This window comes from Stutzerimonas stutzeri RCH2 (assembly GCF_000327065.1).
Classification (GTDB): Bacteria; Pseudomonadota; Gammaproteobacteria; order Pseudomonadales; family Pseudomonadaceae; genus Stutzerimonas; species Stutzerimonas stutzeri_AE.
Genome location: NC_019936.1, coordinates 695,221 through 710,019, shown reverse-complemented (window position 1 = coordinate 710,019; position 14,799 = coordinate 695,221). Strand labels below are relative to the sequence as shown.

Here is a 14,799-nt window from a genome sequence, read left to right as displayed (position 1 = left end):
TTTAGCAGGGATTCCCGTGACCGTACGGTTCCGCTATGGCGGCCAACAGATATCGCGGAGAAATCGTATGTTCCGCTGCACTACCGTCCTGCTGCTGTTGATCGCCTTGCTTGGCTGCCAGCCCGATTCGGAAGCCATTCGCATCGGCAGCAATCGCTGGCTTGGCTATGCGCCGCTCTACCTGGCGGACGACCTCGGCTGGACCGCCCCCAGCGGCGTCCGCCTAGTCGAGTACCCGACCACCACCGGCGTACTGCGCGGTTTTCGCAACGGCATGCTCGACGCCGCGATGCTCACCCTCGATGAAACCCTCGCCCTGCAGGACAGCGCCGCCGATCTCGACCTGGAGATCATTCTTATCACCAATGTCTCCGCTGGCGCCGATGCGCTGTTCGCCCGCGCTCCGGTGGCGACCCTGGCCGATCTGCGCGGCCAACGCATCGGCGTGGAGAACACTGCGCTCGGCGCCTACTTCCTCTCCCGCGTACTCGACCAGGCGCAGCTGACCATCGATGACCTGCAGGTGCTCAGCCTGCCGGTCCACGAGCAGGCCGAGGCCTTCGCCGCACAACAGGTCGATGCGGTGATCACCTTCGCCTCGGAGGGTCCGGCCCTGGAAAGCCAGGGCGCGCGGCGCATCTTCGACAGCCGTCAGCTGCCTGGGGAAATCATCGATGTGCTGGTGGTCGACCGGCAGCGGGTCAACCCCAAGCAACGCCGGCAGCTCAGAGCGCTCTGGTTCGATGCCCTGCGTACCTGGCAGGACAACCGCACCGAGGTCGATCCGCGACTGCACGCTCGCCTGGGCCTGACGCAGGATGAGCTGGACGTCACCCTGGGTGGATTGCTGATGGGCGACGGCAGCGTCAATCGCGAGTGGTTCGAAGGTGGCCAGCTGCAACAGAGCATCGGACGCCTGAGCCAGTACATGATCGAACGCCGCCTGCTCAACGGAATCCGGCATGACAGGCTGATCGCGAGCTGCGAGGTGATCAAATGCTGACAAGTTTGTCGCTACGAAAATCGATGCCGCTGCTGCTCGGTCTGTTCGGCCTGCTGTTCACCGTCCTGCTGATGCTCTGGCACCTGCCGACGCGGATCGAGGAAACCCTGACCGGCTGGCGTAATCACACCCATCAACACCTCTCGCTGCTGCAGAGCAGCCTGAGCGACCATCGTCGCCTGGGCCGCGTTGCCGAACTGGAAACCGAGCTGGCCGACCTCGCCAGTCTGGAGGGCGTGCGTTGGGCGATGGTCATCGACCCTGAATTCAAGGTGATCGCTGCAACCCGTCTCGGCCTCGCGCCTGAGCGACTGGAGTTGATCCGCGCAGACGATCTTGCGGCGCTCGTTGCCAGCGGTCGCGCCGGCTGGATCGGTGAAGACGCCGACCAGCAGTTGGCCATCTACCCGCTGGATCGCGTCGCCCAGAACGGCACGCCGCTGCGCGAAGCGCTGCTGGTGGAGTACGACTTCGCGCCGATGCTCGCGCAGACCAAGCGCGAGGCCTGGTTCTACCTGGCGCAGACCCTGGCGCTGCTGCTGTTGCTCGGGCTGATCCTCAACCGGCTCTACGGGCGTTTACTGACACGAAGACTGGCCTGCATCGACCAGGCGGCGCGCCAGTTTGCCCTCGACCAGCAGCCACAGCCGCCAGCGGTAAGCGGTCGCGACGAGATCGGCAAGCTCGCGCTCACCCTCAGCCGCATGATGAACCAGCTGCACGAGCGCCAGCTCGCCGTCAGCGAAAGCGAGCGGTTGTTCCGCGAGCTGGTCGACACGGCGCCGATCGGCATGCTGGTGGTCGACAGCGACCTGCGCGTGCTGCAAGCCAACCCTGCGGCCGCGGCGCTGTTCGGCTGCAGCCCCGACGAGCTTAGCAACAACCTGCCGGGTGATCGTCTGGTCGAAGGCGATGCCACCGCACGCCTGCGCAGCACCCCAGCCAACACCACCCTGGAGCTGACCGGCCGCCGCAATGGTCAGGAGGTGCCGCTGGAGATCAGCTGCACGCCCTTCCAGCGCTACGGGGAAAAGCACTTCCTGGTGCTGTTGCGCGACATCAGCGACCGCCTGCGCGCCGAGCAGCGCCTGCGCTTTCTCGCCCACTTCGATCCGCTGACGCAGCTGGCCAATCGCAACTATCTGATGCAGCGCCTGGAGCAGCTGCTATCGGCGCGGCTGCCGCTGAGCCTGCTCTACCTCGATCTGGATCACTTCAAGCGCATCAACGACAGCCTCGGTCACGAGGTCGGCGACAAGCTGCTGGTGCAGATAGGCGATCGCCTCGGCCAGCTGATGCCCGAGCACGCGCTGCTGTCGCGAACCGGCGGTGATGAGTTCATGCTGCTGCTCGACGGCTGCGACATTGCCAGCGCCGAACAGCTGGCCCGCCGCATCATCGACGGCTTCCAGCCACCGGTGCGCATCGGCCAGTACGAATGTTTCGTCAGCCCGAGCATCGGCATCACCGTCAGCGATGGTCGACACAGCGCCAGCGATCTGCTCAAGCAAGTCGACCTGGCGCTGTATGCAGCCAAGGACGCCGGGCGCAACTGCACGGTGGTCTACAACGAAGCACTCAGCGAGGCTGCCGCCGGACGCCGCGCCCTCGAGCAGGCCCTGCGCCGGGCGCTGGACCGGGACGAGTTCGTGCTGCATTACCAGGCCCAGGTCAATGCCCAGGGCGAGCCCGAAGTCATGGAAGCCCTGCTGCGCTGGAATTCGCCGGAGCGCGGCCTGGTACCGCCCGGAGAGTTCATTCCGGTGCTGGAAGACAGCGGCATGATCATCGAAGCGACGCGCTGGGTGTTCCGCGAAGCCTGCCGCCAGGCCTGCCGCTGGCATGCACAGGGCTACTCGCTGCGCATCGCGGTCAACCTTTCACCACTGGATTTCAGGCAGGCCGACCTGGCCGGCAGTCTGCTGGCGATACTCGAAGAGGAAGGCGCCTCGACCAGCATGCTCGAGCTGGAGATCACCGAAAGCGCGCTGCTCGAAGCGGACGAGCACGTGCAGCAGACGCTTACCCGCCTGAAGGCCGCCGGGCTGCCGCTGCTGCTCGACGATTTCGGCACCGGCTATGCCTCGCTGACCTATCTGCAGCGCTTCCGCTTCGACGGCATCAAGATCGACCGCGAATTCGTCAGCGGCCTGCCCGACAGTGAAGAGTCCGTCGCGCTGGTGCGGGGCATCCTTACCATGGCCAGCCACCTCGGCCTGCACGTGGTCGCCGAAGGGGTAGAGAACGAGCGTCAGGCGGCGTTCCTGCGCCTCAACGGCTGCCCCAGCCTGCAGGGTTTCTATTACGCTCGGCCACAGCCGGCGGCGCAGTGCCGGTTGCAGCAGAACGGCGGCCCGATCAACCTGCAGCTGCCACTGGACGCCTGATCTGCATCTGCGCGGGCATACCGGCAAACCGCCTTCAATTGCGATTAATTCTCAGTTGAGCTAGGTTCGTTGCCCCCTCCGGCGGCACGCTCCCATGCGCGACAACAACAAGATTCCCGAAGCCTGCCTGCAGTGCTACATCCACCATCGCCAGCAGCTGGTCGCCCATCTCACCCGCCTCGGTGGTTGCCGCGCGCTGGCTGAGGATCTGGCGCAGGACGCCTGGCTGAAACTCGCTCAGATCATGCCCGAGCAGCGCCTCGATAACCCCAAGGCCTATCTCTTTCGCATCGCCACCAACCTGTTGCGTGATGCCATGCGCCGTCGCGCCCTGCTCGGTGCATCGGACGAAGGTCCACTGGAACTCATCGAAGCGGTCCAGGCCGACCCCTGCGCGCTGGTGGAAAATCACTGTGCGCTGCAGTGCGTACTGCGCCAGCTCGCCGACTTGCCGCCACGTTGTCGCGAGGTGTTCGAACTGGCCCGACTGGAAGGGCTCAGCCAGGCCGAGATCGCCGAGCGCCTGGGCATCTCGGTGAATACCGTGATCGCCCAGCTGGCCAAGGCGCGCCAGCGGCTGGAGCGGCCGTAATTTTTTTCTCCGACGCCGTAATGGTTTTTCCGCGCTGATTCGTCTTGCCTGTGCCCTTGCGCAATTGAGATTAATTCTCGATTAACCAGCATCCTCGCAGATGCTTTCGTGCGGCCCCGCCGCCAGACAAGAAACCACCGATGTCGCGAAAACGGCCCGTTCCGGGTCACGGCCGCGCTCGGCCCGAGGAATGTGCATGACCCCGTCCAGTACCGTAGTGCCCTTCGCCCCCGGCCCCGTCAGCAACGGGCTGTTCACCCGCAGCAATCACGATGACTATCGCCAGCTCCTGCAGCAGGGACTGAACCTGGTGCAGCAGTGCCTGCAGCGCCAGCAGCAGCCATTCAGCGGCATCCTTCCGCAGGAACTGGCCGCCGATTTCGAGCGCGTCGATCTCGAGCGTCCGCTGGGCGACGCCGGCGCCGCGTTGCGCGAGCTGGATCAGCTCTATCTGCGCGACGCGGTGTACTTCCATCATCCGCGCTATGTCGCCCACCTCAACTGCCCGGTGGTGCTGCCCGCGCTGCTCGCCGAAGTGCTGGTGTCGTCGCTCAACTCCTCGCTGGACACCTGGGACCAGAGCGCCGGCGGCACGCTGATCGAACAGCGCCTGATCGACTGGACCTGCGCGCGCATCGGTCTCGGCAGCCAGGCCGACGGCGTGTTCACCAGCGGCGGCACCCAATCGAACCTGATGGGCCTGCTGCTGGCCCGCGAGCACGTCTGCAACCGCCTGCCCGACCACGGCGGCAACCTGCGTCACGGCCTGCCGGCCGAGGCCGCCGGGCTGCGCATCTTCGCCTCCCGCGCCAGCCACTTCAGCGTGCAGAAATCCGCCGCGCTGCTGGGGCTGGGCTACGACGCCGTGCGCAGCATCGAAACCGACAGTGCCCAGTGCATGAGCGTGCCGGCGCTGGCCCAGGCGCTGGCGGACTGTCAGCGCCTGGGCGAGCTGCCCATGGCCGTGGTCGCCACCGCCGGCACCACCGACTTCGGCAGCATCGACCCGCTGCCCGAAATCGCCGCGCTGTGCCAGCACTACGGCGTCTGGTTGCACGTCGATGCGGCCTATGGCGGCGGTCTGCTGGTCGCACCGCGCTACCGCGACTGGCTGGCCGGTATCGAGCACGCCGACTCGGTCACCGTCGACTACCACAAGTCGTTCTTCCAGCCGGTCAGCTGCAGCGGTTTCTTCGTTCGCCAGCGCCAGCACCTGAGTTACATCACCCACCACGCCGACTACCTCAACCCGCGCAGCCAGACCCGCGAGGGCACGCCGAACCTGGTCAACAAGAGCATCCAGACCACCCGCCGCTTCGACGCGCTGAAGCTCTGGCTGACCCTGCGCATCCTCGGGGCCGAGCATATCGGTGCGATGTTCGAGGAGGTCATCGACCGCGCCGCCGACACCCATCGCCTGCTCGCCAATGATCCTGCCTTCGAAGTCTTCACCCCGCGCCTGAGCACGCTGGTGTTCCGCTTCGTCGCCCCGGGCGTGGCGAACGAGCGCCTGGATGAGATCAACCGCGAGATCCGCAAGGCGATCTTCCGCTCCGGCGCGGCGGTCATTGCCGCCACCGTGGTCGAGGGCCGGCAGTACCTCAAGTTCACCCTGCTCAACCCGGAAACCACGCTGAACGACCTGCGCGCCATCGTCGAGCTGATTCGCGACCACGGCGCCCGCCTGCTCGACGAGCTACCCACCGCCGCCAACCAGTAAGGAGATCGCACATGAGCAAGCTGTATGACTTCATCGGTATCGGCATCGGCCCGTTCAACCTCGGTCTGGCCTGCCTGGCCGAACCCATCGACGGGCTCGACTGCCTGTTCCTCGACCGCGCCGAGGGCTTTAACTGGCACCCCGGCATGATGCTCGACAGCGCCACCCTGCAGACGCCGTTCATGGCCGATCTGGTGACCCTGGCTGACCCCACCAGCCGCTTCAGCTTTCTCAACTACGCCAAGCAGGTCGGGCGGCTGTACGCCTTCTACATCAAGGAAGATTTCTTCCTGATGCGCCGCGAGTACAACCAGTACTGCCAGTGGGTGGTCGAGCAGCTCGACAGCCTGCGCTTCGAGCACTTCGTCCAGCAGGTCGACTACCTCGACGAGCGCCGCTGCTATCGGGTGCGCGGCGTGCACACTCGCAGCGGCGAGGGCTTCGAGTTCCTCACCCGCCGCCTGGTACTCGGCACCGGCACCACGCCCTATCTGCCGACCTGCTGCGAGGCACTGGCCGAGCACGTCAGCCACAGCGGCAACTACCTGCAGGACAAGCCGCGCCTGCAGGGCAAGCGCTCGATCACCGTGGTCGGCAGCGGTCAGAGTGCGGCCGAGATTTACTACGACCTGTTGCAGGAGATCGACCGCCACGACTACCAGCTCAACTGGATCACCCGCGCGCCGCGCTTCTTCCCGCTGGAATACACCAAGCTGACGCTGGAAATGACCAGCCCGGAGTACATCGACTACTTCCACAGCCTGCCGCGCAGCACCCGGGAAAAGCTCATCGATAGCCAGAAGGGTCTGTACAAGGGCATCAACGCCACCCTGATCAACGCCATCTACGACGAGCTGTACAACCAGAGCCTCAAGGGCGAGGTGCCAACCCAGCTGCTGACCAACGCCGAGCTGCGTCGCTGCCAGCGCCTGGGCGATGGCACGCTGGAGCTGGAGTTCTTCCAGCATGAGCTGGAGCAGAGCTATCGCCACCGCTGCGACGCACTGGTGATGGCCAGCGGGTATCAGTACCGCCTTCCGCGCTGCATCCAGCCGATTGCCGAGCGTATCGCCTGGCAGGCACCGGAACGCTTCGCCGTGGCGCGCAACTACAGCATCGACCGCAACGGCGGCGAGGTCTTCGTTCAGAACGCCGGGCTCGTCGATCACGGTCTGGTAACGCCGGATCTCGGCATGGGCTGCTACCGCAACGCGTGCATCCTGCGCGAGATCTGCGGGCGCGAGCACTACGCGGTGGAAACGAAGATCGCCTTCCAGCAGTTCAGTTTGCCGCAGCCGGTGACACCCCAGGGCGCGGTGGCGGCGCGATGACGCTGCGACGCGCGCTGATCGGCATGACGCTGCTGGCAGTGCTCGGCGACAGCCTGCTGATGCCGTTCTACCCGCAGTACTTCACCGAACGCTTCGGCGAGCTGCGCAGCGAGCAGGTCGGGCTGTACCTGGCCGCGGTGTGCCTGGTAGCGATGCTCGCCTTGCCGCTGTGGGTGCGCCTGTCCAGGCATGCGCATCCGCTGCGCCTGCTGATCTTCGGCCAGTTGATGGCCGGGCTGCTGGCGCTGGCCTGCGCGGCGATCGAGCAACAATGGCTGTTCTGGCCAGTGTCGCTGACGATGATCGCCTTCAAGGCCAGCTACCTGCTGATGTACCCCTACGTGATGGGACTGGTGGGCGCCGACCAGCAGGTGCGTACCATCGGCCTGCTCTCGGTGGTGGTGCATCTGGGCGCGATTGCCGGCGCCACGCTGGGTGGCGGGGTGCTGCATTACCTCAGCCCGGCGCGGATGTTTGTGCTGATGGGCCTGATGGACTTCGTGCAGATGGCTGTCAGCCTGCTCTTGTTGCGCCATGCGCCGCAACCGACACGGGTCGATGCAAGCACGCCGCCACGGCCGCGCGGGGAGCACCTGGCAATCGCCCGGCTGTGCCTGCTGATGCTGGCGTTCTACTTCTGCATCTACCTGGCGCGGCCGTTCTTCACGGTGTACTGGGAACAGCTCGGCGGGCCTCAGGCAAGCTGGATCACCGGCCTGGTCTATGCCATTCCCGGCATGCTGGCGCTGCTCGCCCTGGCCCTGCATTACCACGCCGGCCAGCGCCTGACCGCCTGGCTGCTGCTGGGCGCGGCCGGACTGGCGCTGCAGGGCATCGAGCAGATGCCAACAGTGCTCGCCGGCCGTGTGCTATTCGGCTGGGCGCTGTATCAGCTCACCGTGGCACTGGATGCGCGGCTGTTCGCCCTCAGCCGGCCGGAGCACTACGGCCGCGACTACAGCCTGATCAACATCTTCCAGAACCTCGGCGTGCTCGCCGCCTCCTGGCTGGCCGGACTGGCGGTCCGCGACGCCGGCCTCGCCGCGCCGTTCTTCCTTTCCGCCATCGGCCTCGTTCTCACCGCCTGCGTGCTGCGCTGGCTGCTGGTTTCAGCAGCGGCGCGTGCGCCCCTCTGTGGAGCCAAATCATGAATACCGCTCTTTCCCGCGCGGATGGTCCGCGCTTCGTTCGCTACTGCGCGCTTGGCGCCATGCACTTTGAAACCGTGCAGCCAGAACATTTGCCGTTGCTGCATGACTGGCTGCGCCGCGACTACGCGCGCTTCTGGGCCATGGGCCATTTGAGCCTGGCGCAGTTGACCAATTACGTCGACGAAATCCAGCGCAGCAGCCATCGCGACATTGCCCTCGGCATGTGCAACGGCGAGCCGGCGTTCCTGTTCGAGGGCTATCACCCGGCCCACGACCGCCTCGCCGATCACTACCAGGTGCGCCCTGGCGACCGCGGCATGCACCTGCTACTTGCGCCCTGCGAGCGCCCGGTGCACGGCTTCAGTCTGGAAGTCATGCGCAGCATCCTCGCCTACCAGTTCGCCGACCCTTTCGCACGACGCATCGTCGTCGAGCCCGACGCGCGCAACGCCAAGGTGCATGCCTTGAACCAGCGCGTCGGCTTCGTTTACCAGCGCCTGCTGCAGCTCCCGGAAAAGGACGCCTGCCTGGCGTTCTGCACGCGCGCGCAGTTCCTCGCCACCCTTCAGGAGAATCCGCAATGAATCAGCTCGTGCAACTGCCAACCGCCGCCGGCGATCTGGCCACCGAACACCTGCAGGCCGAACATTGGGCCCGCGCCAATCGCCTGCTGGTGAAGAAAGCCCTGGCCGAGTTCAGCCACGAGAAGCTGCTCAGCCCCGAGCCGCTGGGCGACAGCCACTACCGCGTCGCAGTGCCGGACAGCTCGACCGAGTACCGCTTCAAGGCGCGACGACTGGCGCTGGATCACTGGTCCATCGTTACCGACTCCATCGAGAAACTTGGCGATGGCCAGCCGCAGCCACTGGACGCGCTGAGCTTCATCATCGAGTTCGCCGACACCCTGGGCATCTCGGAAAACAACCTGCCGGTCTATCTCGACGAGATCAGCAGCACCCTGTTCGGCAGCGCCTACAAGCTCGCCAACAGCCCGCTTAGCGCCGCCCAACTGGCCCTGGCCGACTTCCAGCAGATCGAGACCGGCATGCGCGAAGGCCACCCGGGCTTCGTCGCCAACAACGGGCGGATGGGCTTCGACGCCCAGGATTACCGCGCCTACGCGCCGGAAGCAGCCAGCCCGGTGCGCCTGGTCTGGCTTGCCGTGCACCGCAGCCGCGCCAGCTACAGCGCCATCGACGGGCTCGACCAGCCGACCCTACTGCGCGAGGAGCTGGGCGGCCAGCTCGACGTATTCCACAACCAACTGCACGCCCTGCAGCTCGCCCCGGACGACTACCTGCTGATGCCGGCCCACCCCTGGCAATGGCACAACATCCTGGCCATCGGTTTCGCCGCGGAGATCGCCAACCGGCAGATCGTCTATCTCGGCCTGAGCAATGACCGCTACCTGGCGCAGCAGTCGATCCGCACCTTCTTCAACCAGAGCCAGCCACAGCGGCGCTACGTGAAGACCGCCCTGTCGATCCTCAACATGGGCTTCATGCGCGGGCTGTCGCCGTACTACATGCAGGCCACGCCGGCGATCAACACCTACCTTGCCGAGCGTGTGGCCAGCGACCCGCTGCTGCGCGACTGCGGCTTCCAGTTGCTGCGCGAAGTCGCGGCCATCGGCTATCGCAATCCCTATTACGAGCAGGCACTGCCGGCCAGCAGTCCTTATCGCAAGATGCTTTCGGCGCTGTGGCGGGAGAGCCCTTATGGCCACATTCAATCCGGCCAGCGGCTGATGACCATGGCCGCACTGCTGCACAGCGACGGCGAAGAACGCGCCCTGCTGGCAACGCTGATCAGTGCCTCGGGCCTGACCGCCGACCGCTGGGTGCGCCGCTATCTCGATGCCTACCTGACGCCGTTGCTGCACTGCTTCTACGCCCACGACCTGGTGTTCATGCCCCACGGCGAGAACCTGATCCTGGTGCTGGAAGACCACGTGCCGGTGCGCGTGCTGATGAAGGACATCGGCGAGGAAGCGGTGATTCTCGATGCCGACGCACAGATTCCCGAGGCCGTAGGTCGCCTGGCGGTATCGGTGCCCGACGAGCTCAAGGTGCTGTCGATCTTCACCGACGTGTTCGACGGCTTCTTCCGCTATCTGGGACAAATCCTCGATGAGCAGGTCGGCCTGCCGGAGCAGCGCTTCTGGCAACAGGTCGCCGACTGCATCGCCGACTATCAGGCCTGCCAGCCGCAGCTGCGCGACAAGTTCGCCCGCTACGACCTGTTCGCCGAGGAATTCGCGCGCTCCTGCCTGAACCGCCTGCAGCTGGGCAACAACCGGCAGATGCTCGACCTCGCCGATCCGGCCGGCGCATTGAAATTCGCCGGTACCCTGAAGAACCCCGTCGCGCCTTATGCACCGGAACGCTGAAGCACGCTGGGCGCAAGACGATGGACTGAACGACCTGTTGCTGCGGGTACGTGGCGCTCTGCCGGGGCTGGACGGGCGGGTTGGCTCGCCGAGGCCCGACGAGTTGATGCTCGATCGCCCGCAGTCGCTGGCCGCCCTGCTGGCGCACTGGCAGGCGGCGCATCCGGCAGCGGGCCGGCACTACTGGGCGGCGCGCTGCTGGACGCTGCTGGTCTGGCAGCCGATCTATCTGCAGGTGCTGGCCGTACAGCTCGATGGCCAGGCGCCCTGCCTGGACGGTATGGCGCAAGGTGTTGAGCAGGGCTTCGTCGCCGGTTTCTGCCTGCCGGCCCACCAGCCGTTGCGTGCCGATTCTCCGCGGCTGCTGCGGCATGCCGGGCAGCAGATCCGCCACTTCTGCGAGCAGGCCCACGCGGCTTGCGGCACCTTGCTCGGGCTGCATCCGAAGCTGGCGCAACGCCTCGCCGCGGACTGCGTGATGGCCGCGCTGCTGCACACGCTACGGACCGATGGTTGCGGCAACCTGCAGCTCTGCCGTTGCGCCGATGCCTGGCTGGACGCCTGCGCCATGCGCGGCGCCAGCGGCCTGCTGGCGGTGCAGCTGGAAGATGGCGGCACCCGTCTCGGCTTGCAGCGAAAGGCCTGCTGTCAGCATTTCCGCCGCGCCGACGGTGAGCTCTGCGACAGCTGCCCGAAGCTGCCGCTTGCCGAGCGCTCTCGACGCCTGCGCGAGCAACATGGCTAGCGCACGCTGGCCTCAGGCAGCATCCCGCCACCTTACGCAGGTGGATACACATCAGGCGGGCGAACCTTGTGGCTGCCGCGGTCGTTTCTTTGCTAATGTCGCGCCCGTTTCCGACTGCCGCCGACGACAGGTTCCCGCATGGCCCGCAAGAAAGCTGCCCTCGATTTCGAACAATCCCTCGCCGAGCTGCAACAGCTGGTCGAGCGCCTGGAAAGCGGCGAGCTGTCGCTGGAAGATTCGCTGACCTGCTTCGAACAGGGCATCGGCCTGACCCGCGATTGCCAGGCTGCGCTGAGCCAGGCCGAGCAGAAGGTACAGATCCTGCTGGAACGCGACGGCAGTCTGCAGGAAGCCCCCTTCGAGTCGGACCCCGAAGCATGATGATCGGCGACTACCAGAAAAGCTGTCAGCAGCGCGTCGACGGCTGCCTCGAAACCCTCTTCGTCGCGCCGCTGCCGCAGCTCGAGCGGCTCTACCAGGCCATGCGCTACAGCGTGATGAACGGCGGCAAGCGCGTCCGCCCACTGCTGGTCTACGCCGCCTGCGAGGCGCTGAATGGCGACAAGGCCAGCGCTGACGGCGCGGCCTGCGCCGTCGAGCTTATCCACGCCTACTCGCTGGTGCACGACGACCTGCCGGCCATGGACGACGACGACCTGCGCCGCGGCCAACCCACCACGCACAAGGCGTTCGACGAGGCCTGCGCCATCCTCGCCGGCGACGGCCTGCAGAGTCTCGCTTTCGAGGCCATGGCCCAGGCCGCGCACAACCCGCAGGACGCCACGCTGCGCCTGCGCATGTTCGCCGTGCTGGCCCGCGCCGCCGGGCCCGCCGGTATGGTCGGCGGGCAAGCCATCGACCTCGGTTCGGTCGGCCTCAAGCTCGATCGCGACGCGCTGGAGCTTATGCACCGGCACAAGACCGGCGCGCTGATCGAAGCCAGCGTGCAGCTCGGCGCCCTCGCCAGTGGCCGTGCCGATGCCGACAACCTCGCCTCGCTGAGCCAGTACGCCCGCGCCATCGGCCTGGCCTTTCAGGTCCAGGACGACATTCTCGACGTCGAAAGCGACACCGCGACCCTCGGCAAGCACCAGGGCGCCGATATCGCGAGGGACAAACCGACCTACCCGGCGCTGCTCGGCATGGACGCGGCCAAGGCCTATGCGCTGGAGCTACGCGACCAGGCGCTGCACGCCCTGCGGCCGTTCGATATCGCCGCCGAGCCGCTGCGCGAGCTGGCGCGCTACATCGTCGAACGACGCAACTGAGCGTTTTCGCGTCGAACGCAGTCAAACCCCTACCGGACCCAGGGCCGTTCTTATCGAAGGGCCCATCGGGTAAACTGCCGCTCTTTTTTCAACAACAACGATCCGCCTGATGCCCAAGACTTTTCACGAGATCCCTCGGGTTCGCCCCACGACGCCCGTTCTTGACCGAGCGGCGACTCCCGAACAGCTGCGTCGACTGGGCGAAGCGGAACTCGAAGAGCTTGCCAACGAATTGCGCCAGGAGCTGCTGTACAGCGTCGGCCGCACCGGCGGGCACTTCGGCGCCGGCCTCGGCGTGATCGAGCTGACCATCGCCCTGCACTACGTCTACGACACCCCGGACGACCGGCTGGTGTGGGACGTCGGCCATCAGGCCTATCCGCACAAGATTCTCACCGGCCGCCGTGAGCGCATGGGTACGCTGCGCCAGAAGGAAGGCCTGGCCGCCTTCCCGCGCCGCTCGGAGAGCGAATACGACACCTTCGGCGTCGGCCATTCCAGCACCTCGATCAGCGCCGCCCTGGGCATGGCGGTCGCCGCCCGTCTGAAAGGCGAGCAGCGCAAGTCCATCGCGGTGATCGGCGATGGCGCCCTGACCGCCGGCATGGCCTTCGAGGCGCTCAACCACGCCCCGGAAGTCGGCGCCAACATGCTGGTGGTGCTCAACGACAACGACATGTCGATCTCGCGCAATGTCGGCGGGCTGTCCAACTACCTGGCCAAGATTCTCTCCAGCCGCACATATTCCAGCATGCGCGAAGGCAGCAAGAAGATCCTCTCGCGCCTGCCGGGCGCCTGGGAAATCGCCCGCCGCACCGAGGAGTACGCCAAGGGCATGCTGGTCCCCGGCACGCTGTTCGAGGAGCTGGGTTGGAACTACATCGGTCCCATCGACGGCCATGACCTACCGACGCTGATCGCCACCCTGCGCAACATGCGCGACCTCGACGGTCCGCAGTTCCTCCACGTGGTGACCAAGAAAGGCAAGGGCTTCGCACCCGCCGAGGCCGACCCGATCACCTGGCATGCGATCAGCAAGCTCGAGCCGGTCGGCGCCCCGGTCAAACCGAAGAAGCCCTCAGGGCCCAAGTACTCCAATGTGTTCGGCCAGTGGCTGTGCGCCATGGCCGCCGCCGACCCGCGCCTGACCGGCATCACCCCGGCGATGAAGGAAGGCTCGGACCTGGTGGCCTTCAGCGAGCGCTATCCGCAGCGTTACTTCGACGTCGCCATCGCTGAGCAACACGCGGTGACGCTGGCGGCCGGCATGGCCTGCGAAGGCATGAAGCCGGTGGTGGCGATCTATTCGACCTTCCTCCAGCGCGCTTACGATCAGCTGATCCACGACGTCGCGGTGCAGAATCTCGACGTGCTGTTCGCCATCGACCGTGCCGGACTGGTCGGCGAAGACGGCCCGACCCACGCCGGCAGCTTCGATCTGTCCTACCTGCGCTGCATCCCCGGCATGCTGGTGATGACGCCCAGCGACGAGAACGAGATGCGCCGCATGCTCACCACCGGCTATCACTTCGAAGGCCCGGCCGCGGTGCGCTACCCGCGCGGTAGCGGCCCCAACGCCGCCATCGAGCCCGGGCTGGAACCGCTGGAGATCGGCAAGGCTGTAGTCCGCCGCCAGGGCAGCAAGATCGCCTTGCTGGTATTCGGCGTGCAGCTGCCGGAGGCAATGCAGGTCGGCGAGGCGCTGGACGCCACGGTCGTCGACATGCGTTTCGTCAAACCACTGGACGAAGCCCTGCTACGCGAACTGGCGGGCAGTCACGAGCTGCTGGTGACGGTCGAGGAAAACAGCATCATGGGCGGTGCCGGCAGCGCAGTCGCCGAGTTCCTCACCGGCGAAAGCATTCTCAAGCCGTTGCTGCACCTGGGCCTGCCGGACTACTACGTCGAACACGCCAAACCCAGCGAAATGCTCGCCGAGTGCGGCCTGGATGCGGCCGGCATCGAAGCCGCGGTGCGCAAGCGCCTGGCGACACTCGGCAAAGCCTGACGTCGTTTTGGTGGATGGGTGGAGCGTCATCCACCCTACGTCACCGGTATCCGACGCGCCTGTTCGCCAGAAAGTAGGGTGGAAAACTGCGCAGCATTTTCCACGGGTGACCATCCACCGTGTATACGCCACACGCACTTGAGTCGTAGCGAGAAGCGACGCCGCGTTACGGCGCTGCGGTGGATGGGTGGAACGTCATCCACCC

General features: G+C 66.1%; 12 protein-coding genes. All 12 read left to right on the top strand.

Annotated features, from left to right (window positions below; translation table 11 throughout):
- Positions 1-67 precede the first annotated feature (67 nt).
- The 12 genes from PSEST_RS03185 (at position 68) to dxs (ending at position 14,594) form a co-directional block, all read left to right on the top strand.
- Positions 68-1,003 carry an ABC transporter substrate-binding protein gene (locus PSEST_RS03185; RefSeq protein WP_015275601.1) on the top strand — a complete coding sequence of 312 codons (936 nt, stop codon included), beginning with the start codon at positions 68-70 and terminating at the stop codon, positions 1,001-1,003.
- The gene (locus PSEST_RS03180) at positions 997-3,390 is read left to right on the top strand and encodes a putative bifunctional diguanylate cyclase/phosphodiesterase (RefSeq protein ID WP_015275600.1); all 2,394 of its coding nucleotides are present in this window, start codon (positions 997-999) and stop codon (positions 3,388-3,390) included. Before PSEST_RS03185 ends, PSEST_RS03180 begins: the two co-directional genes overlap by 7 nt.
- A gap of 94 nt (positions 3,391-3,484) precedes the next feature.
- Entirely contained in the window at positions 3,485-3,982 is a 498-nt protein-coding gene (locus PSEST_RS03175) for an RNA polymerase sigma factor (protein ID WP_015275599.1), read from the top strand.
- Positions 3,983-4,178: 196 nt separating this feature from the next.
- Positions 4,179-5,702, top strand: coding sequence for a pyridoxal phosphate-dependent decarboxylase family protein (locus PSEST_RS03170; protein ID WP_015275598.1), 1,524 nt, complete (start codon positions 4,179-4,181; stop codon positions 5,700-5,702).
- Positions 5,703-5,713: 11 nt separating this feature from the next.
- Positions 5,714-7,033: a lysine N(6)-hydroxylase/L-ornithine N(5)-oxygenase family protein gene (locus PSEST_RS03165; RefSeq protein WP_015275597.1), complete on the top strand. Its 1,320-nt coding sequence runs from the start codon at positions 5,714-5,716 to the stop codon at positions 7,031-7,033.
- Positions 7,030-8,184 carry an MFS transporter gene (locus PSEST_RS03160; protein ID WP_015275596.1) on the top strand — a complete coding sequence of 385 codons (1,155 nt, stop codon included), beginning with the start codon at positions 7,030-7,032 and terminating at the stop codon, positions 8,182-8,184. Before PSEST_RS03165 ends, PSEST_RS03160 begins: the two co-directional genes overlap by 4 nt.
- Complete coding sequence (locus PSEST_RS03155; protein WP_015275595.1) at positions 8,181-8,768, top strand: GNAT family N-acetyltransferase; 588 nt, start codon at positions 8,181-8,183, stop codon at positions 8,766-8,768. Before PSEST_RS03160 ends, PSEST_RS03155 begins: the two co-directional genes overlap by 4 nt.
- Entirely contained in the window at positions 8,765-10,573 is a 1,809-nt protein-coding gene (locus tag PSEST_RS03150) for an IucA/IucC family protein (RefSeq protein WP_015275594.1), read from the top strand. The genes PSEST_RS03155 and PSEST_RS03150 overlap by 4 nt, the downstream gene beginning before the upstream one ends.
- A complete protein-coding gene (locus PSEST_RS03145; protein WP_015275593.1) occupies positions 10,557-11,318 on the top strand; it encodes a siderophore ferric iron reductase in 762 nt (253 codons plus the stop codon). Before PSEST_RS03150 ends, PSEST_RS03145 begins: the two co-directional genes overlap by 17 nt.
- A gap of 138 nt (positions 11,319-11,456) precedes the next feature.
- Positions 11,457-11,699 (top strand): exodeoxyribonuclease VII small subunit, encoded by a 243-nt coding sequence (locus PSEST_RS03140; RefSeq protein WP_003283056.1) that lies wholly within the window; start codon positions 11,457-11,459, stop codon positions 11,697-11,699.
- Positions 11,699-12,586: a polyprenyl synthetase family protein gene (locus PSEST_RS03135; protein WP_041756883.1), complete on the top strand. Its 888-nt coding sequence runs from the start codon at positions 11,699-11,701 to the stop codon at positions 12,584-12,586. The genes PSEST_RS03140 and PSEST_RS03135 overlap by 1 nt, the downstream gene beginning before the upstream one ends.
- Positions 12,587-12,695: 109 nt before the next feature.
- A complete protein-coding gene (gene dxs, locus PSEST_RS03130; RefSeq protein ID WP_015275591.1) occupies positions 12,696-14,594 on the top strand; it encodes a 1-deoxy-D-xylulose-5-phosphate synthase in 1,899 nt (632 codons plus the stop codon).
- Positions 14,595-14,799 lie beyond the last annotated feature (205 nt).

Coding starts and splice junctions, on each gene's coding strand:
- PSEST_RS03185 (WP_015275601.1), top strand. CDS start 68: ATGTTCCGCTGCACTACCGTCCTGCTGCTGTTGATCGCCTTGCTTGGC.
- PSEST_RS03180 (WP_015275600.1), top strand. CDS start 997: ATGCTGACAAGTTTGTCGCTACGAAAATCGATGCCGCTGCTGCTCGGT.
- PSEST_RS03175 (WP_015275599.1), top strand. CDS start 3,485: ATGCGCGACAACAACAAGATTCCCGAAGCCTGCCTGCAGTGCTACATC.
- PSEST_RS03170 (WP_015275598.1), top strand. CDS start 4,179: ATGACCCCGTCCAGTACCGTAGTGCCCTTCGCCCCCGGCCCCGTCAGC.
- PSEST_RS03165 (WP_015275597.1), top strand. CDS start 5,714: ATGAGCAAGCTGTATGACTTCATCGGTATCGGCATCGGCCCGTTCAAC.
- PSEST_RS03160 (WP_015275596.1), top strand. CDS start 7,030: ATGACGCTGCGACGCGCGCTGATCGGCATGACGCTGCTGGCAGTGCTC.
- PSEST_RS03155 (WP_015275595.1), top strand. CDS start 8,181: ATGAATACCGCTCTTTCCCGCGCGGATGGTCCGCGCTTCGTTCGCTAC.
- PSEST_RS03150 (WP_015275594.1), top strand. CDS start 8,765: ATGAATCAGCTCGTGCAACTGCCAACCGCCGCCGGCGATCTGGCCACC.
- PSEST_RS03145 (WP_015275593.1), top strand. CDS start 10,557: ATGCACCGGAACGCTGAAGCACGCTGGGCGCAAGACGATGGACTGAAC.
- PSEST_RS03140 (WP_003283056.1), top strand. CDS start 11,457: ATGGCCCGCAAGAAAGCTGCCCTCGATTTCGAACAATCCCTCGCCGAG.
- PSEST_RS03135 (WP_041756883.1), top strand. CDS start 11,699: ATGATCGGCGACTACCAGAAAAGCTGTCAGCAGCGCGTCGACGGCTGC.
- dxs (WP_015275591.1), top strand. CDS start 12,696: ATGCCCAAGACTTTTCACGAGATCCCTCGGGTTCGCCCCACGACGCCC.